This window comes from Erwinia aeris (genome assembly GCF_041224955.1).
Taxonomy (GTDB): Bacteria; Pseudomonadota; Gammaproteobacteria; order Enterobacterales; family Enterobacteriaceae; genus Erwinia; species Erwinia aeris.
This window is the reverse complement of sequence record NZ_JBGFFX010000002.1, coordinates 493,885-511,202: the sequence shown is the minus strand read 5'-3', so window position 1 is coordinate 511,202 and position 17,318 is coordinate 493,885. Positions and strand designations below refer to the sequence as shown.

Genomic DNA, 17,318 nt, shown 5'->3' with positions numbered 1-17,318 from the left:
GGCCACTTCTGTGTATTTAGCCAGCTGTACGGCTTTACCCTATATATCAAGCGGTTATCAAGGATCGCCAGGCTGCGTCGTTTGCGTCGCTTATCAATATGAATAATCAATGACAGCGGGAACTCCACTGTATTTTCCGCCACTTAGCTCAGGTATCAGACGTTCCGGCTAATCAGACGTTCCGGCTAAGGAGATATACCGTGCTAACGGGGATCAGAACAGCTTTCGCATCAGCATCAAGCGGCGCACAGCGCACCACTTCATCGCAAACCCGTCATGACATGCTCCGGCAGCAGGACGCTTCGCCCAGCCAACGCGGTGGCGGCACACTACAGAGCAGCGAGCCGCCAGACACCGCGGGTTTGCAGCAGGGCAGCGCGGCGCGTGCGCCCGGCCAGGGACGTTTTCGTGCCTTTAGCCATCTTCCGCTGTTTAAGAAAAACCACGCCCGCGCGACGATAGCCAACCCGGAAAGCCATCCGCTGCGCCCGCTAAACCAGCTGGACGTTGCCATTCCCTCTATAGCCGAAGGCGCGCTGGAGCAGGAGATTATGACAACGCTGGCCGACCGGCTGGCGCATCAGCCGGAGGAGAAAGGCTCGCTGGGCGTGCAGTTGACCGCAAAGCGCAACGCCGCTATCGCCGCGCCAGCGGGCCGTGACGCTCAGCGCGCGCTGCTTAAGCAGACCGTTGGCCATCCCAAAATGCACTATCAAAGCGTGGCGGCCAATAAAAACGGCCAGCAGCACGCGTTGCTGAGCGACGAAGGTAAACTGCTGTCGCTGCACTCATCGCGGGATACGCTGGTCGGCGTGGCCCACAGCAAACCGGCCTGGGCAAGAGAAGAGACGCCGGGCAGCGCATTTCCCCGGCGTAAAGCGGCAGAGGTCGTTGACCACCAGCTGACGTTCAGCGAGGACGGCGGCAGCGTGCAAATTCGCCGTAGCGATGCGCCCGGCGGACGAGCAGCCGAGGTAAAGCTGCCGGATGCCGCCGTACTCAGCCAGCTTACCGGCGTGCATCATCAGGCGACGCCCGACGGGGGCCGCGCATTTTGCCTCAGCGACAACAAACTTTATCAGCTGGCTTCGCATGAAGAAGGCTGGCAGAAGGTCGACCTTTTCGGCGACGACAAAGACCAGTCGAAGCTGTCACGTCAGGGCGACAACTCGCTCTATCTGATCCATGACGATCGCCATCTGCATCATTTATCGACGCAAACGCAGAGCGCGCGCTTTGCCGATAAAATCAGCGGCGCCTCTGTGGCGGCGGATGGTCAGGCAATCGTGCTGCTTGCCAGCGAAGAGAGCAAGCAGCAAAGCATTAAGCTGCTGCCGCGCATCGACAGCCCGGAAGCGCAACACCGTACGCTACAGCCAATACCGGCTAAAACTTCGCTGGCGGCGGTAGCGCAGACCGACAGCCTGGTTATCGCCGCCGATCATCAGGGCCGTCTGCTGGTGGCGAATCGCCCCGGCGAGGCGAACGAGCTTAATTTTGGCGACGCGCAAAGCCTGAGCCTGCGCGACGCGCTGCATCAGCAAATCGCCGACGCTATCGGCGACCGCTTTCACGTACAGAGCCTGCTGTGCGGCGAAAACGGCCAGCTGCATGCGGTGGTAAAAGACAGCATGGACAGGCAGCACGCTATCGCGCTGAACCCTCATGCAGACAGGCCGCAGATGGCCTCCGGCTGGAACCTCAGCGACAGCCTGGTGATGGATTACCAGAAAGGCCTGCCAAAACCCACGCCGGCCCGTACCGATATCGTTTCCATTGGCGCCAACGGCAAGCTGGCGCTGCACGACGGCAAGGTGCGCTTCTTTAACGAGCTAACCAGCAGCTGGGAAGCGACAGAGGTCAAAGCCGACCAGCTGCGCGCCGGGCAGGACGGCCAGGCCTGGGCGCTGAAAGATAACCAGCTGAAAAGGCTGAAGGTCAACGTAGCCAGCAACAAAATCAATTTTCAGCAGAATACCTTTGCGCTGCACCAGGTGAAAAAAAGCGTCAGTGAAGAGCTGGCGATGCCCGGTCTGGATAAAAAACAGAAAACCGTCGCGGCCAGCGCGCTGGACGACGGGCGTTTCGTCACGCTGGAAGAGCAGGGCGATATCCATTTTCATCACGTTGATACGGAAAGCCGCCGTAACAAGCGGCTGCCGCAGACGCTTTCGCGTCAGGCGCTGAGCCAGGCGATGAATCAGGCCGGTGCGGTACTGAGCCGTCTTCCTGAGGATCGGCTTGAGCATAAAGCCAAAGACATAGTGCTTGGCCCGGAAAACCGCCTGTTTATATTGAGCGATAAAGGCAAAGTTTTCAGCCTGCCTGCCGAGAGCTGGCAGCAAGGAAAAGTTACCGACATGCAGGCGGAGCGGCTGCCTGCGCCGCTGAAAGATGAACTTGGCGAAGCCGCCGAGGCGCTGCCGGTTAAATTTTATGGCAACCAGAAAGGCACGCTGCTGCTGGAGAGGGATAATAAACAGGTACTGACGCGAGACGAGCACGACTGGCATCCGGTTTCCGCCGATATTTCTGCGGGCGTGCACGATACGGAAAATCAGGCCGATCGGCATTTTGAACGACTGAGCGCCGCCACGCGCGATGCCAAATTGAGTAAAACCGGTCTTACCTACAAGCGCGAGGTCAACACCTTCGGGCAGTCCGGTCACGACGGACACAAAGTCCATACGCCTTTCCGCACGCGGCTCAGCACCTTTGTATTCCGTCCCACGCTGGAGACGCCGCGCCCGCTAAAAAACCTGGGCAATCTTGTGCAGCACGCGCACGGCGGTCGTCAGGGCCTGACGGCGATCTATCAGCAGCAGTCGCAGCAGATAGCGGCGCTGACGCAGCATCTTAAACGTCAGCCAAAAGGCAGGGCGGAAGAGCCGCTCAGCCTGAAGCTGAAAACGCTGGCCGCGCGGGAAGATTTGCCCGGCTGGTTCGGCGAAATGCAAAAATTCAATACGGTGCTGGCAGACAGCGCCGCGCATCAGGCCGGTCTGCTTCAGCAGCATTATGGCGCGCAGAGCGGCGCAGGCAGGCAGCTTGATAAGCTGACCGGCAGCCTGAATCCGGCCAGCAGCCAGGGCGACGATCTGTTGAACAAGCTGCAGCAGCTTTACGCCTTGCATCCCAGCGGTAAAGGCAATCACGCGCAGCTCTCCCTGGCGGCGATGCGCGAGAGCAACGTCACGCTTTCCTGGCAAAAGCCCACGGAGGCGATCCCGGCAGGGATAAATCGCGACAAGCACGATCCGATGGGGCTGACGAAATCCCGCCTGATCCTCGACGGCCTGACCAACGTCAAAATGCACGATTTAACGACGCGCCTGACGCGCGCGCTGGATTTACAGGGAGAACCCCGTGAAAAAGCGTTGCAGGCGCTGGGGAGAGAGTTCCGCGAGCTGCGGGATGACGAGTGGGAAAATAATCCGCTTAAACAGCTCACCGGCCAGGGATTTACCGGGAACGACAGGCTGGAGGCCAACTACGACGCCATCAAATCCATGACCAAAGCGTTCAGCAAAACGAACCACGCGATGAACGTAACCACCCGCACCGTGATGCAGGCCGAGGATCAGCAGCTGCTTGCCCGCAGGCTGGAAACCACGGTGCTGGACATGGATAAGGGCGAAAGCCTCTCTTTCAGCCGGGCTTACGGCGCAACAACCACCATCAGCGCGCTGCCGGGTTCACAGGTCATTGCGGGCGTAGGCGGCAGAGGCAGTCTGGATCGCGGCTACAGCATGAGCCTGACGCGAGGCGAAGGCGGCGTGACCGTCAGCTTCGGGCGCGACGGCGGCGGCGCGTTAACCGCCTTTACCGGCCTGGGCTACAACCTGCTGACCGGCTATATGAAAGATCCGGCGCACGATGTCGCCGTCGATCAGCAGCGCAATCTGGCGCCTGCCGTTCGGCTGGGCGGGGTCTTCTCTGTCACGCCGCTGGATCTAAAAAAGCAAAACAGCGTCAGCTTCGAGATTACCGAAGCGGAACTGCCCGCTTTTATCGAAGGGCTGACGCAGGGCACGCTCGATCCGCTGGCGCTGCTCAACCGTGGAATAAATCACAGCGTGAAGCATGGCGAGGTGCTGAACGTCAGCCTGGACGCGAATGCCGCCGCGCTGGCTTCGGCGGGCGTGCCGTTGACCAACAAACATGAAAAGGATACGCCTGCCAGCTTCCGCGTGGGCGGCGGCGCTTATGCAGGCGTTAACGTGCTTTCCGGCACACGGGAAAGAGGCGCCACCACCAAAGAAAGCAGCAGCGCCATCAGCCGCAGCAATAACCGTCCGCGCGGTCTGAACAAAGCCAGCGTGGGCGTGAACTTTGCGTTGCCGACCGGCGTGCTGATTAAGGGCGAAACGGGACGGACGCCGATGTTCGCCGGGCCGGCCGCCAGCGTGCAGCTTTCGATAGATAACAGGACAAAGCAGAGCCTGGCGATAGAAACCAAAACGGCCCGGCCGCTGGCGGAAGTGCATATCGACAAGCTGACCGAAACGCTGGGGAAAAAATTCAGCGATCCGGCTACGGCGGCGCTTATCGCGTCGCTGAAGGATAAAGACGATGAAACGCCGCTGACGCCCAGGCAGAAGCTGGACAAGCTGGACGCGCATTTTTCGCCGCGCGATCTGCGCGAAAAAAGCAACGAACAGCAGGCCGCACTGCGCGATCTTGATAAGCATCTGCGTCAGCAAAGCGCGGCGGAGCGGGGTCAAAAACTGTTGCAGGGCGGCGAATATCAGACAACCTACGCCAACCTGAGCAAGGTCGACAGCAACGGGCTGTGGCATCAGCTTTCGCATCTGCTCGACGGCAGCCTGAATGCCAGCAACGCCAACAAAATGCGCGAGCTGATGAAGGACGACCACCAGCTGCAAACCCTGATTGCAGCGCTACAGGACAACGTCAGCACCGAGGCGACCGTCACGCTGGAGCTGAAGGACGAGGTACGGGAGAGATTAGAGCAGCGCTGGCTGGAGCAGGGCAACAGCCCGGAAGAGATGCAGGCCGAGCTGACCAACCGCGATAATCTGCGGCTTAAATCCATCGCCTTCACCAAGTCGCAGGTAAAAACGGACGGCTTCGCCACGCCCGCTTTTCTGCTTGGCGGCGCCAACAGCGCTTCGGTTTCCATGAAGCGTAACCTGGGGAAAATCAACTTCAGCTACGGCGAAGATCAGGATAAACCGGTCAATTATGCGCTGGAAGGGCGTATCGCCAAAGCCACGACGGAACTTGCCGGCGCGCTGCGCCAGGGGCAGGAACAACACTTTGTGCTTAAAAGCTAACGGAGACAGGCATGAACGCAACAGAGCAGCTTAATCACTTCCTGGCCGGGTATGGCCGCCGCCTCAATCTTAGCCTGGGCCTGAAAAACGGCGTGTGCGCGCTGATGCGCAACCGGCACGAGGTTGCCATTATCGAACTGCCGCCGGACAGCGACTGCGTGATTTTCCACCGCAGGCTGGAGGATCTGCAAAGCGCTGCGGAAAGTCACTTGCGCACGCTATTGGCGCTGAATTTTGAGATGAATGCGATGCGCGGCTGCTGGCTGGCGATGGATGGCGACGACGTTCTGCGGCTTTGCAGCCAACAGCCGCTGGCCTCTCTGGATGCCACAGGCTTTAGCGCAGCGCTGAATGCGTTTATCGTGCAGGCAGACGAAGTCGGCGAATTTCTGGCCGAAAATCACCGCGCCGCCTGACTTAACGCAAATTATTGCCGGGCAGCGGATCCACAATTCATTCACAGTGTTAAGAAAGGGTCAGGGCGAGGTAAAGTACGGTAATTAAAGAGGTTTTAAGACAGTTAGCGATATTTTTAAGGCCAGGGTTAGACGATAGTGTCGTTCAACGGTGCGACAAAAGCCGTGAGCAAATCGAGGATATAACCATGAAAAAAACGACCCTGGCGCTGTTGATTGCCGTATTTTCAGCAAGCTCGCTCTTTTCAACCGTTACGCAGGCCGACGGCCCTCCGGGACAGGCGTGGCATCATCAGGGCGGACATGAAGGACACGGCGGCCCGGGCGATCGTGACAGGCCTGGACGTGGCCCGGATCGCGGCCCCGATTTCGATAGTCACAGAGGTCATGGCCCCGATCGCCATTTTGAAGAGCGCGACCGTTTTGCCTGGCAGGGGCATGAATTCCATCGCGGCCAGCCGTTGCCGCCTCGCTTCCGGGGTAACGATTACCGGGTAAACGACTGGCATGCTCGCGGCCTGCACGAGCCACCGCGCGGCGAGCGCTGGGCCTCTATCGACGGTAACTATGTGCTGATTGCCGCTGCGACAGGCGTCATTACCTCTATTCTGCTGAACAACGCTTTTCACTAAAAGCCACTTGCCGACATCGCAGGATGTCGGCATATTTTCACGCATTTCACGCATTTCACGCATTTCACGCATTTCACGCATTTCACGCATTTCACGCATTTCACGCATTTCACGCATTTCACGCATTTCACGCATTTCACGCATTTCACGCATTTCACGCACTTCACGCATTTCACGCATTTCACGCATTTCACCCGTTGGCTTTTTTGCCCCTTTCACCAAAGCAGACCGCTGCCCAAATCCCGCTATCCGACTAATGAAATTCTTTTTCTTTGTTGCAGTAATTTTCATCAATATTTCAGAGGATTGCCGCATTTTCCTCGCAAAAAAACGCTGGTGTTTTTTTGTTCATATCCTATGATCGCATCAAGGCTGGCTTAGGCTAAAGGGAGAAAAAAATGGAGCAAAAGATGAAGCTACTGGAAGGAAAGGTCGAGAAGCTGCTGATTGACGTTGCCGTTATCAAAGCGAACTACGCCACGAAAGTCGATATAGAAAGCGTCAGAAAAGAGCTACATTCCTCGCTCAACACGCAAACCATCTGGCTAATCGCCGCGCTGTTTGTGGTGCTGGGCGTTGGGCTGGGCGTGGCCAGGCTGATTTTTTAAACGAATGCCCCTGTTTTCCTGACCATCTCAACAGGGATAAAAAAGGGCTGTTCAAAAAGGACAGCCCCCCGATCGGTCTGGTAAGGCAGATTAACTGCCGTTAGTGATGCGCGATCACCGAGACGATTGCGCCGGTCGCGATGGCAATCAGCACATAGTTACCATCAATGTTCTGCCAGCGATGGCCCGCCGGTGGCGCTTTCAGGCCGCGTTTATGCCAGTCATTTACCTGATAGCCTTCGCCGCGATATTTTTCCGGCAGCGGGCGGCCCTTGCGGAATTCCGGATGCGCTGCCTGACGGCGCTCTGCCGGATGCGCGTTGTGCCGGGGGTCGCGGTGCTGTTCTGGTTGTGAATTGCCGTGCGATGGATTGCTGTGCTGCTGCTCATGCTTAACCGGCGGCTGGCCGTCCTGCCATGGCCCCTCGGCAAACGCGCTCAGGCTGGTGGCGAATAAAAGCGCGGAGAGGGCAATAGCGCCTGACTTTTTCATTTTCATTTCCTTGCAGGTCTGATTTTTTCTGGTCGATGGCGTTAATCTGGGGGGCAGGCGGGCGCTTAACAATATCATTATTCTTAAGAAGCAGAGGTTTAACGGTTAATTTACGCTTTGCTGGCAGAAAGCTGACAGGCTTCGCCGCTTCTGTCGGGCGCGGCGGTAAAGCCTGTTGTCGCAAAAGGTAAGGCAAAGTTTGCCGCTTCTGTCGGGCGCGGCGGTAAAGCCTGTTGTCGTAAAAGGTAAGGCAAAGTTCGCCGCTTCTGTCAGGCACGAACGGCAAAGCCCGTTTTCGCAAAAGGTGAGACAAAGTTCGCCGCGCTTGTCGGGCGCGGCGGTTAAGCGGGATTACGGCAAATATCAGGCGATATGGAACGCCTGTTCCAGCATAAAGCGCAGCTGCGCCTCGCTGTACTCGATCAACGCGTTCTTGCTGTTGGCGCGTGTCAGGATCCAGTCGGCCTCGGCCTGCGTGAGCGGCGGCGGATCCTGCCAGAAAGGCGTGATGGCTTTATCCTGTAGCCATGAGGCCAGCATACGCGCGGGCGGCAGCGTAAAACCGGGGAAAAGCGCGACGGCAAGCTCGTCCATCAGCTTTTGCTGTTGCGCATTTTCACTGTCGTTCAGCAGCTGTAAGAACGGCAGCAGCAGACGCCCGCACACTTCGCCGTGGTGATAGTCTTTAATCGCGCCCAGCTCGCCTGCAATACCGTGGATTACGCCCAGCCCGGCCATGCTCAGGCTCAGCCCGCCCTGCCAGGAAGCAATCATCATCTGTTCGCGTGCCAAATCGCCCTGTTCGCCAGGGTCGTTCAGATAAGGCCACGCGCTGAGAAAAGCGCGCAGGCCGCTAAGGGCAGCGTGACGGCTGAACAGATTGCCTTTGGCAGACAGATAAGCTTCAAAAAGATGGGTGAAAGCGTCGATAGCGCAGCAGGCCAGCACGTGGTCTGGCGCGCCGCGCAGCAGATCGGGATCGAGGATCGCAACGTGCGGCACAAAATGGGCGTGACGCAGCGAAGCCTTCACTTTGATGTCGGCTTTATCTGTTACCACCGCGTTTTGCGTCGCCTCGCTGCCGGTTCCGGCCGTGGTTGGTACCGCAATCACGGGCAGCGTGTTGCCGCTTATCGGCGTATCGCCCACCTTTTCCAGATAGCGCAGAGTATTTAACGGATGCTGACTTACGGCGGCAAAGGCTTTAGCGGCGTCCAGCACGCTGCCGCCGCCAATTGCCACCACGCGCGCGGCCCGCTCGCGCCAGCGTGCCACCCAGCCGTCGATTTCTTCAGGCGATGCTTCGTGGCGCACTACTTCAATCCCGATCAGCAGCGGCTCCAGCTCGGCTTTTATTTTTTGCCAGGCTTCGCTCTGTAAAAACGAGTTGGCGCAAAACAGCAGCGTCGGCTGCGGATCTTCGCTTAGCAATGGCACCAGCTTGTTCAGGCTGCCACGGCCGAAAAAGGTTTGTCGGTTTGCTAACTGACTGACGATCATTTCTGTCCCTCGGCACTTAAAATAAAAACAGGTTTGCGCACTCAGATGGCGCGCGCAGGGCAGCTGAAGGTAATCATCCTGTCCTGCTGCGCGTTGATCACGCTAAAGCGGGTATCGGAAAGCCGCTGCGCCAGCCAGCCCTCTCTGGTCACGGCAGAAGGAATATATTGCTGCGGGTTGCTGGAGTAAAGCTCGCCGCTTTCCAGCTTCAGCTTGTCCATAGTGACGTGAAAAGAGGTAAAGCGGTCGATAATTTTACCTTCGGTATTGCCCAGAACCTGGCCGCTCAGCGTTTCGACTTTACCTTCGCAAACCATACCGCTATTGCCGGAGGAACAGGCAGACAGCAGCAGCGGGGCCGCAATCAGTAAAGCCGTCGTGGGGAAAAGGTCGGAGAGTTTTAGTGGATCCAGCCAGCGCATGATATTCCCTTAACAACGGATAATGGCCTAAGTATAGCCTTCGCTCTGGATCCACCCTGTAAAAGCGCAAAACCGCACAAAAAGCGGGGTCAAGCCGCACCGCGCGGGGATGTAACGAACCTATTATCATTTTGTGGCTTATTGCTGAATCAGTTCAGCCAAATCTTTAACAACGGTTGCAAACAGGTTATTGAGTGCTACAATCCGGACGTTTTTGATACTTTCATCTTATTCTCAGCCTGCGCACAGGCGTTTGCACGGGCGGAAAACGCAATTACCCTTATTTTGCAGGGGATTAGCAGGCAAGTTTCAAAACAGCTTGTATACTTTTTCTGCGCTGGCGATTTTATCGACAGCAGAGAAGCTTTATCGGGCGTCAGGCTGCACGCATTCTGGCAACGAATTGATCAACCGAACCAATCCTGTGAATAGAAAATCTGCTCTTTTATTGACGCCGCTGGTCCTGCTTCAGCCTGCGACCAGCCATGCACAGTCTGCCGCCGCGCAGAAGGATGCCGCCTCCACGCCGGAGAGCTCGCTGATGGTCATCAAACAGCGCAGCGGGCTTTCTGAACTGGATACGCCAGCCGCCGTCAGCGTGGTCAGCGGTCAGCAGCTGCGCAACAGCGCGCCGCAGGTGAATCTGTCAGAAACGCTGGGCAGCGTGCCCGGCCTGCAAATTCAGAATCGACAGAACTACGCACAGGATCTCCAGCTCTCCGTTCGCGGCTTTGGCAGCCGTTCCATGTACGGCGTGCGCGGCGTGCGCGTCTATGTTGACGGCATCCCGTCCACCATGCCGGACGGGCAGGGCCAGACGTCTAATATAGATATCAATTCGGTTGATAAGGTTGAAGTGCTGCGCGGCCCTTACTCCGCCCTTTACGGCAACGCTTCCGGCGGCGTGGTAAATATCGACAGCGAAACCGGCAGCCAGCCGACCACCTTAACCGCAGGCACTTATTACGGCAGCTACGGCAGCTGGCGCAACAGCGTTAAAGCGAGCGGCGCCACCGGCGACGGTACGCATGCGGGCGACGTAAACTATATGATTTCCGGGTCGCGTTTCACCACGCACGGTTTCCGCGACCAGAGCGGCACGCAAAAAAGCCTGGGCAACGGCAAATTCGGCGTGCGTATCGATGATGTCAGCACGCTGACGCTGATGTTTAACAGCGTTTCGGTGGATGCCAACGATCCGGGCGGCCTGACCCGCGACGAGTGGAAAGCGAACCCTCGCCAGTCGCCGCGCGGTGAGGCCTACAATACTCGCAAGAGTCTTGACCAGACCCAGCTGGGCCTGCGCTATCAGCGCGAAATGAGCGATAACGATCGGCTTACGCTGACGGCCTGGCACGGCGAGCGTCACACCACGCAGTATCAGTCGATCCCCGTCGCCGTACAGAAAAACCCGGCTTATCCGGGCGGCGTGATCGTGCTGGAGCGTAAATATTCCGGCGTGGATACGCGCTGGCAGCACGACGATCGGCTCGGTTCCGTGCCGTTCAGCCTGATCGGCGGCCTGGACTATGAAACCCTGACCGAACGTCGTCAGGGATTTGAAAATTACCGTATCGATAACGGCAGCACGCTGTTGGGCGAAAAGGGCAGCCAGCGCCGCAACGAAAAGAACGTGATGTGGAATCTCGATCCTTATCTGCAAACCAGCTGGAACCTGACCCCAAAATGGACGCTGGATGCCGGGCTGCGCTACAGCACCGTCAGCTTTGATTCCACCGACTATTATATGACCGCCGGCAACGGTGACGACAGCGGCAGCAAGCGCTATCACAAGCTGTTGCCGATGGGCTCGCTGAATTATGCGCTGACCGACGCCTCCAATCTTTACTTCTCTGCCGGTCGCGGTTTTGAAACGCCGACGATTAACGAGCTTTCCTACCGCTCCATCAGCGGCAGCCAGACCGGGCTGAACCTGGGCCTGAAGCCGTCAACCAGCGACACCTTCGAGCTGGGCAGCAAAACCCGTATCGGCTACGGTTTATTTACCGCCGCGCTGTTCCAGACCAATACCGATAACGAGCTGGTGGTGGCGCAAAGCAGCAACGGCCGCTCCGTGTATAAAAACGCGGGTAAAACCCGGCGTCGCGGCCTGGAGCTGGCGCTCGATCAACAGTTCGCCGAAAACTGGCAGCTGAAAATGGCCTGGACGCTGCTGGACGCTACCTACCGCAACGAAACCTGCGATAGCGCTGGCAGCTGTACGCCTTCCGGCAATCGCCTGCCGGGTGTGGCGAAGAATATGGGCTACGCTTCTTTAGGCTGGCTGCCGGAAGAGGGCTGGCACGCGGGCGCGGAAGTCCGCTATATGGGCAGCATTCAGGCCGACGATGAAAATGACGCTAAGGCGCCATCCTATACCGTTGCCAGCCTGAATAGCGGCTATCGTTTTAACTGGGATAAGTGGTCGCTCGATACCTTTGCCCGCGTCGATAACCTGTTTGACAAAGAGTACGTCGGATCGGTCATCGTTAACGAAGGCAACGGACGCTACTACGAACCGGCGCCGGGACGGAATTACGGCGTCGGCGCAACGCTCACTTATACCTTTATGTAAACTCTAATCCAGAACAGCCTGCCGTCGGGCGTAAGCCTGGCGGCAGGTTCAAAGCACCGGGATGGATAAGCTGTATGTAACCGGGTGTTTTTTTACGATTGGGCTGCTGCCTAATCGAAGACGTTAAATTTTGGTAAGGTCCATACTATGCAAAGTAAAGCACCGTTATCACGGACTCTCGTGATCCTTACGGCTGTATTTGCCGCACTCAGCGGGTTATACCTGCTGATTGGCGGTATCTGGCTGGCCAAACTCGGCGGCTCGTTCTACTACATCATCGCGGGTGTGGTTGAACTGGTTGTTGCCTGGCTGCTGTTCCGTCGCCGTTCTTCAGCGCTGATGCTGTATGCGGTATTCCTGCTGGCAACGCTTATCTGGTCGTTGTGGGAAGTAGGCTCAGACTTCTGGGCGCTGACGCCGCGTCTGGACGTGACCTTCTTCCTCGGCCTGTGGCTGGTGCTGCCTTTCGTTTACCGTGGATTGTCTCAGGGCAAAGCGGCACGCGGCGCGCTGAGCGCGGTGCTGGTGGTTACGGTTATCGCCCTGGCTTACGCGGTGTTCAACGATCCGCAGGAAATCAACGGCTCGCTCAGCACGGAACAGGCCGCGAACGCTGAAAAATCGGCTGACGGCATCGCTGCCGGCGACTGGCCTGCTTACGGTCGTACCCAGGCCGGCACTCGCTATTCGCCGCTGACGCAGATCAACGATAAAAACGTTGGCCAGCTGAAAGAAGCGTGGACCTTCCGTACCGGCGATATGAAGCGCCCAACCGATCCGGGCGAAATGACTGACGAAGTCACCCCGATTAAAATCGGTGATTCCCTGTACCTGTGTACGCCTCACCAGATCCTGTTTGCGCTGGATGCGGCTACCGGTAAAGAGAAGTGGAAATTCGATCCGCAGCTGAAAACCGATCCTTCCTTCCAGCACGTAACCTGCCGTGGCGTTTCCTATCATGAAACCCCGGCGGCGGCCGATGTGCCGGCTGGCGGCAAGCCTGCGCTGTGCGCACGTCGCATTATCCTGCCGGTGAACGATGGTCACCTGTACGCACTGGATGCGGAAACCGGCGCGCTGTGTCCGGAATTCGGTGAAAACGGCAAGCTGAACCTGCAGCAGAACATGCCTAACGCGCGTGCTGGTGCTTACGAACCGACTTCTCCGCCAATCGTTACCGATACCACTATCGTTGTGGCCGGTGCGGTAACCGATAACTACTCCACCAAAGAGCCTTCTGGCGTGGTGCGTGGTTTCGATGTCAACACGGGTAAACTGCTGTGGGCATTCGATCCGGGCGCGAAAGATCCGAACGTGGTGCCGGAAGGCGAGCAGCACTATGTGGCTAACTCACCTAACTCGTGGGCGCCTGCTGCTTACGATGCCAAACTGGATCTGGTTTACCTGCCAATTGGCGTAGCTACGCCGGATATCTGGGGCGGTAACCGCACGCCAGAAATGGAGCGTTACGCGACGGGTATGCTGGCGCTGAATGCGACCACCGGTAAAGTGGCCTGGTTCTACCAGACCGTTCACCACGATCTGTGGGATATGGATGTGCCGGCCCAGCCGACGCTGGCGGACATTACCGTTAAAGACGGCAGCACCGTTCCGGTTATCTATGTACCAACCAAAACCGGTGATATCTTCGTTCTGGATCGTCGTAGCGGTAAAGAAGTCGTTCCTGCGCCAGAAACGCCAGTGCCTCAGGGCCCGGCAAAAGGCGACCGTCTGTCTCCTACTCAGCACTTCTCTGAGCTGACCTACCGTCCAAAAGACAAGCTGTCCGGCGCGGACATGTGGGGCGCGACGATTTACGATCAGCTGATCTGCCGCGTGATGTTCCACAGCCTGCGTTATGAAGGCCCGTTCACGCCACCGTCAGAGCAGGGCACCCTGGTATTCCCGGGTAACCTGGGCATGTTCGAATGGGGCGGTATTTCAGTTAATACCGATCGTCAGATTGCCATTACCAACCCAATGGCGCTGCCGTTCGTTTCCCGTCTGATCCCACGTGGTCCAAACAACCCAATGTGGCCGGATGAGAACGACAAAGGCGGCAGCGGCAGCGAGACTGGCGTTCAGCCGCAGTACGGCGTGCCGTACGGCGTGACCCTGAACCCGTTCCTGTCTCCGCTGGGCTTCCCTTGTAAGCAGCCAGCATGGGGCTACATCTCTGCGGTTGACCTGAAAACCAACGATATCGTGTGGAAAAAACGCATCGGTACCGTTCGTGACAGCTCGCCGGTGCCGCTGCCGTTCAAAATGGGTATGCCTATGCTGGGCGGCCCAATCTCTACGGCGGGTAACGTGATGTTTATCGGCGCAACGGCGGATAACTATCTGCGTGCGTTCAACGTCACCAACGGCGAAAAACTGTGGGAAGCGCGTCTGCCAGCTGGCGGCCAGGCAACCCCAATGACCTATGAAGTGAACGGCAAGCAGTACGTGCTGATCGCGGCAGGTGGTCACGGCTCCTTCGGCACCAAGCTGGGCGACTATATCGTTGCCTATGCGCTGCCGGACGATGCGAAAAAATAAGTCCGAAGCCGCTGGCTTCTGACGGATAACAAGGGCGGCCTTCGGGCTGCCCTTTTTTTATAGGCTGGCGACAGGGCGCAAAGCCTGCCCAACAGGAGCGCCGCCGAAAGAGAAGCAATGCAGAATGATTATCGGTATAGTCAGCCTCGCTTATTTTTAAAGGAGAGATGCAATGATCCGCCGCTGGCTGTTACTGGCTTCCCTGGCTGTGTCTGCGGGCGCCGCCGCGACTACCTATCCGCTACAGATTACCGATATGGATAATCAAAACATTACCCTGGCCAAAGAACCGCAGCATGTCATCCTGCAGGACGGTCGTGACATCATGGCGCTGGCCTTGCTTGATCGGGAGAACCCTTTTCATCGCGTCGTAGCCTGGAATAACTTGCCGAAAAAGCAGGATCCGCAGACCTGGGCGCTGCTCAGTAAAACCTGGCCGGATGCAGCTAAGATCATTGATATGGGCTTTAATGACCAGGGACAGGTGAATCTGGAAAGCGTGGTGGCACAGCAGCCGGATCTGATGATCGCTCAGCTGCGCGCCAAAGCGGCATTAAAGCAAACTGGCGTGCTGGATACGCTGCAGCGCCTGCATATCCCGGTCATGTTTATCGATTATGAACTGCACCCGGCGCAGAACACTGCCAACAGCATCACGCTGCTGGGCAAGGTGCTGAACCAGGAGCCGCGCGCGAAGGCTTATACGGATTTTTATCACCAGCGTTTTGATGCCATGCAGCAAACCATTGGGCAGATCGCTAAAAAACCTACGGTCTTTATTGAACCGATAGCGGGCAACTCGGACAGCTGCTGCTTTACGCACGGCCATAACGGCTGGGGCGGTCTGGTAGAAGCCGTTGGCGGTAAAAACATCGGCTCGGCGCTGCTGCCCGGGGCTTCAGGCTTCGTCGCGCTGGAGAAAATTATCGCCATGAAACCGGACGTTTATATTATGACAGGCTCGAAACGGCCGAATAAAAACGTGCTGCCGTTTGGCTATAACGTGTTGCCGCAGGAGGTAAAAACGACCTTTACCACGCTGGTCAACCGCAGCGGACTTCAGCAGATTACGCCGGTGCAGCAGGGCAGGGTGTACGGGATTTACCATCATTTCTACAATCACCCGTATAACATTATCGGGATGGAAATTCTGGCGCGCGATCTTTATCCACAGGCGTTCAGCAAGCTGGATCCCACCGCCGATTTCCACCAGATTATTACCCGCTTTACTAAATTGCCTGATGCGCCCGTCACCCTCAGCTATGCGCAGCAGTAAACGACGGCGTTTGTGTGGATTGATAACGTAAGGGAAGAGGCATTGCGGGGAAAAAAAGCGGGCCGTAAAGCCCGCCTGAACACCATCAGAAGTTGATGGTTGCGGTAATGCCGCCAACAAAGGCGTCTTTCACTTCACTGACTGCACCCGGCGAAGCAACGTATTGCAGGTTAGGACGCAGGTTCATCCAGTTAGTGACATGCGCGTTGTAATAAATCTCGTAGTTATATTCCGAACCGCTCTGGATCGGCAGATAAGTTGGATTATCGTAATCGTTCACGCCGTTTTCCCGGTTGGTCTGACGCAGCATTTTGCTGTAGTCGTCATTGACGTGAATACGCGCCGCGCCGATACCGATTTCATCTTCCGTACGGGAGTCAAACGGCCCGGTCCAGACCAGCGCCAGCGACTGGTAATTGTCGGTTTTCGAGGTCTTGTGATCGTTCATTACGCCCTGGGCCACAATGCTCAGGCCGCGCTTGTTATCGCCGCCCATCGCGAACAGCTGCTGTTGTAACAGCAGGTAGCCGCCGTAAGAGTGGTTATCCTCGCCGTATTGACCGTTGCTGTAAGAGCTGTAGTTGTCGCCTTTTACCGAAGAGTAGTAGAAGCCCGCGCGGTAGTTGCCCTGCAGCTTATCCGCGCCCAGCGTCGGCTGCCAGCCCAGCTCGACCGGTACCAGATTGCCTTCGGTAGGGCTGCCGTCAAGGCGGAAGCCGTTGCCGGTGTCGTAGTTGGAAGGCGTCTGGTTATAGAAGCCGACCTGCAGGAAGACTTCCGGCGTAAAGTTGAACTTCACGCGGCCGCCCCACTGGGAAACCGGCCAGTTATACCAGCGATCGCCACGCCAGTTGCCCGCCTGACCGCCGCCGAACGCCAGGTTCTGGAACTTGCTTGGCCAGCTGTCGAAGTCTTCACCCACGGTTACGCGACCCGCTTTCACTTCCACCGTGTGGTCAAAGAAGCCTTTGTTGATCCAGAACTGCGTCAGACGCCAGGTTTGTCCACGTCCCCAGACTTCCTGCACCGATGACAGGCCGCCGGAGCGCGGATCGTTGATATAATCCGTCAGGTTCTGGCCGTTACGGCTGGTGATGGTTGCCTGAAATTGGGTATCGGTCCAGTTCAGCAGTTTTTCCAGGTCCAGCGTGGTGCCGAAGCCCCACTGATCGGTATAGCGTGCCGACGTGGACTGGTTATAGCCGCCGGAGAAATTGCTGGCGGATTCCATGGTGTAGTTCACCTGAAACTGCACGCCGTCCTGCTCAAGCTGGCTACGGTTGCCGCCCCAGTCGCCAAAGGCGTAAGGCGAGTCGATGCTGAGCGGCGCGTAGTCCGCCAGCGCCTGGCCGGAGGCCAGCAGTAATCCAACACCACAGAACGCCACTGTTCTTTTCAAGGTGGATTCGCTTTTCATATTGGGAAACCCTGTTTTAGTGATAGCGCTGCGCTTCCACAAGCGGAAACGCGGTCGCGGCCATCATGCTTTTATCAGCATTATCTCCGGCACAATGCGTACTGTAAGGAGGAAACGGCTGGCTAAAGGCGGGAGCGATGG

11 protein-coding genes are annotated in these 17,318 nt (G+C 57.5%); 7 read left to right on the top strand and 4 right to left on the bottom strand.

Features of this window, described 5'->3' with window-relative positions:
- The first annotated feature begins 200 nt into the window (after positions 1-200).
- From AB6T85_RS06110 to AB6T85_RS06095, 4 genes are all read left to right on the top strand, one after another.
- The gene (locus AB6T85_RS06110; protein WP_369895023.1) at positions 201-5,297 is read left to right on the top strand and encodes an AvrE-family type 3 secretion system effector; all 5,097 of its coding nucleotides are present in this window, start codon (positions 201-203) and stop codon (positions 5,295-5,297) included.
- A gap of 11 nt (positions 5,298-5,308) precedes the next feature.
- Positions 5,309-5,713, top strand: a complete 405-nt coding sequence (locus AB6T85_RS06105) for a type III secretion system chaperone (protein WP_301729860.1) — start codon at positions 5,309-5,311, stop codon at positions 5,711-5,713.
- A gap of 188 nt (positions 5,714-5,901) precedes the next feature.
- Complete coding sequence (locus AB6T85_RS06100) at positions 5,902-6,345, top strand: RcnB family protein (protein WP_253454974.1); 444 nt, start codon at positions 5,902-5,904, stop codon at positions 6,343-6,345.
- Positions 6,346-6,755: 410 nt separating this feature from the next.
- Positions 6,756-6,953: a hemolysin XhlA gene (locus AB6T85_RS06095; protein WP_253454973.1), complete on the top strand. Its 198-nt coding sequence runs from the start codon at positions 6,756-6,758 to the stop codon at positions 6,951-6,953.
- 100 nt (positions 6,954-7,053) lie between these two features.
- Here the strand turns inward: AB6T85_RS06095 and AB6T85_RS06090 are convergent, their stop codons facing one another.
- The 3 genes from AB6T85_RS06090 to AB6T85_RS06080 form a co-directional block, all read right to left on the bottom strand.
- Positions 7,054-7,446: an RcnB family protein gene (locus AB6T85_RS06090; RefSeq protein ID WP_369895020.1), complete on the bottom strand. Its 393-nt coding sequence runs from the start codon at positions 7,444-7,446 to the stop codon at positions 7,054-7,056.
- A gap of 363 nt (positions 7,447-7,809) precedes the next feature.
- Entirely contained in the window at positions 7,810-8,946 is a 1,137-nt protein-coding gene (locus tag AB6T85_RS06085) for an iron-containing alcohol dehydrogenase (protein ID WP_301729857.1), read from the bottom strand.
- 41 nt (positions 8,947-8,987) lie between these two features.
- Positions 8,988-9,368 (bottom strand): hypothetical protein, encoded by a 381-nt coding sequence (locus AB6T85_RS06080; RefSeq protein ID WP_253454970.1) that lies wholly within the window; start codon positions 9,366-9,368, stop codon positions 8,988-8,990.
- Between the two features lie 463 nt (positions 9,369-9,831).
- Between AB6T85_RS06080 and pqqU the strand changes: the two genes are divergently transcribed.
- The 3 genes from pqqU (at position 9,832) to AB6T85_RS06065 (ending at position 15,760) form a co-directional block, all read left to right on the top strand.
- Positions 9,832-11,943, top strand: a complete 2,112-nt coding sequence (gene pqqU, locus AB6T85_RS06075) for a TonB-dependent receptor PqqU (protein ID WP_369895051.1) — start codon at positions 9,832-9,834, stop codon at positions 11,941-11,943.
- Between the two features lie 147 nt (positions 11,944-12,090).
- A complete protein-coding gene (locus AB6T85_RS06070) occupies positions 12,091-14,484 on the top strand; it encodes a glucose/quinate/shikimate family membrane-bound PQQ-dependent dehydrogenase (RefSeq protein ID WP_369895017.1) in 2,394 nt (797 codons plus the stop codon).
- A 172-nt stretch (positions 14,485-14,656) separates the two neighbouring features.
- The gene (locus AB6T85_RS06065) at positions 14,657-15,760 is read left to right on the top strand and encodes an ABC transporter substrate-binding protein (RefSeq protein ID WP_301729856.1); all 1,104 of its coding nucleotides are present in this window, start codon (positions 14,657-14,659) and stop codon (positions 15,758-15,760) included.
- A gap of 85 nt (positions 15,761-15,845) precedes the next feature.
- Here the strand turns inward: AB6T85_RS06065 and AB6T85_RS06060 are convergent, their stop codons facing one another.
- Positions 15,846-17,177 carry a carbohydrate porin gene (locus tag AB6T85_RS06060; RefSeq protein WP_301729855.1) on the bottom strand — a complete coding sequence of 444 codons (1,332 nt, stop codon included), beginning with the start codon at positions 17,175-17,177 and terminating at the stop codon, positions 15,846-15,848.
- Positions 17,178-17,318 lie beyond the last annotated feature (141 nt).

Excerpts from the sequence above, each read along its gene's own strand:
- AB6T85_RS06105 (WP_301729860.1), top strand. The coding sequence starts at position 5,309 with ATGAACGCAACAGAGCAGCTTAATCACTTCCTGGCCGGGTATGGCCGC.
- AB6T85_RS06100 (WP_253454974.1), top strand. The coding sequence starts at position 5,902 with ATGAAAAAAACGACCCTGGCGCTGTTGATTGCCGTATTTTCAGCAAGC.
- AB6T85_RS06095 (WP_253454973.1), top strand. The coding sequence starts at position 6,756 with ATGAAGCTACTGGAAGGAAAGGTCGAGAAGCTGCTGATTGACGTTGCC.
- AB6T85_RS06090 (WP_369895020.1), bottom strand. The coding sequence starts at position 7,446 with ATGAAAAAGTCAGGCGCTATTGCCCTCTCCGCGCTTTTATTCGCCACC.
- AB6T85_RS06085 (WP_301729857.1), bottom strand. The coding sequence starts at position 8,946 with ATGATCGTCAGTCAGTTAGCAAACCGACAAACCTTTTTCGGCCGTGGC.
- AB6T85_RS06080 (WP_253454970.1), bottom strand. The coding sequence starts at position 9,368 with ATGCGCTGGCTGGATCCACTAAAACTCTCCGACCTTTTCCCCACGACG.
- AB6T85_RS06070 (WP_369895017.1), top strand. The coding sequence starts at position 12,091 with ATGCAAAGTAAAGCACCGTTATCACGGACTCTCGTGATCCTTACGGCT.
- AB6T85_RS06065 (WP_301729856.1), top strand. The coding sequence starts at position 14,657 with ATGATCCGCCGCTGGCTGTTACTGGCTTCCCTGGCTGTGTCTGCGGGC.
- AB6T85_RS06060 (WP_301729855.1), bottom strand. The coding sequence starts at position 17,177 with ATGAAAAGCGAATCCACCTTGAAAAGAACAGTGGCGTTCTGTGGTGTT.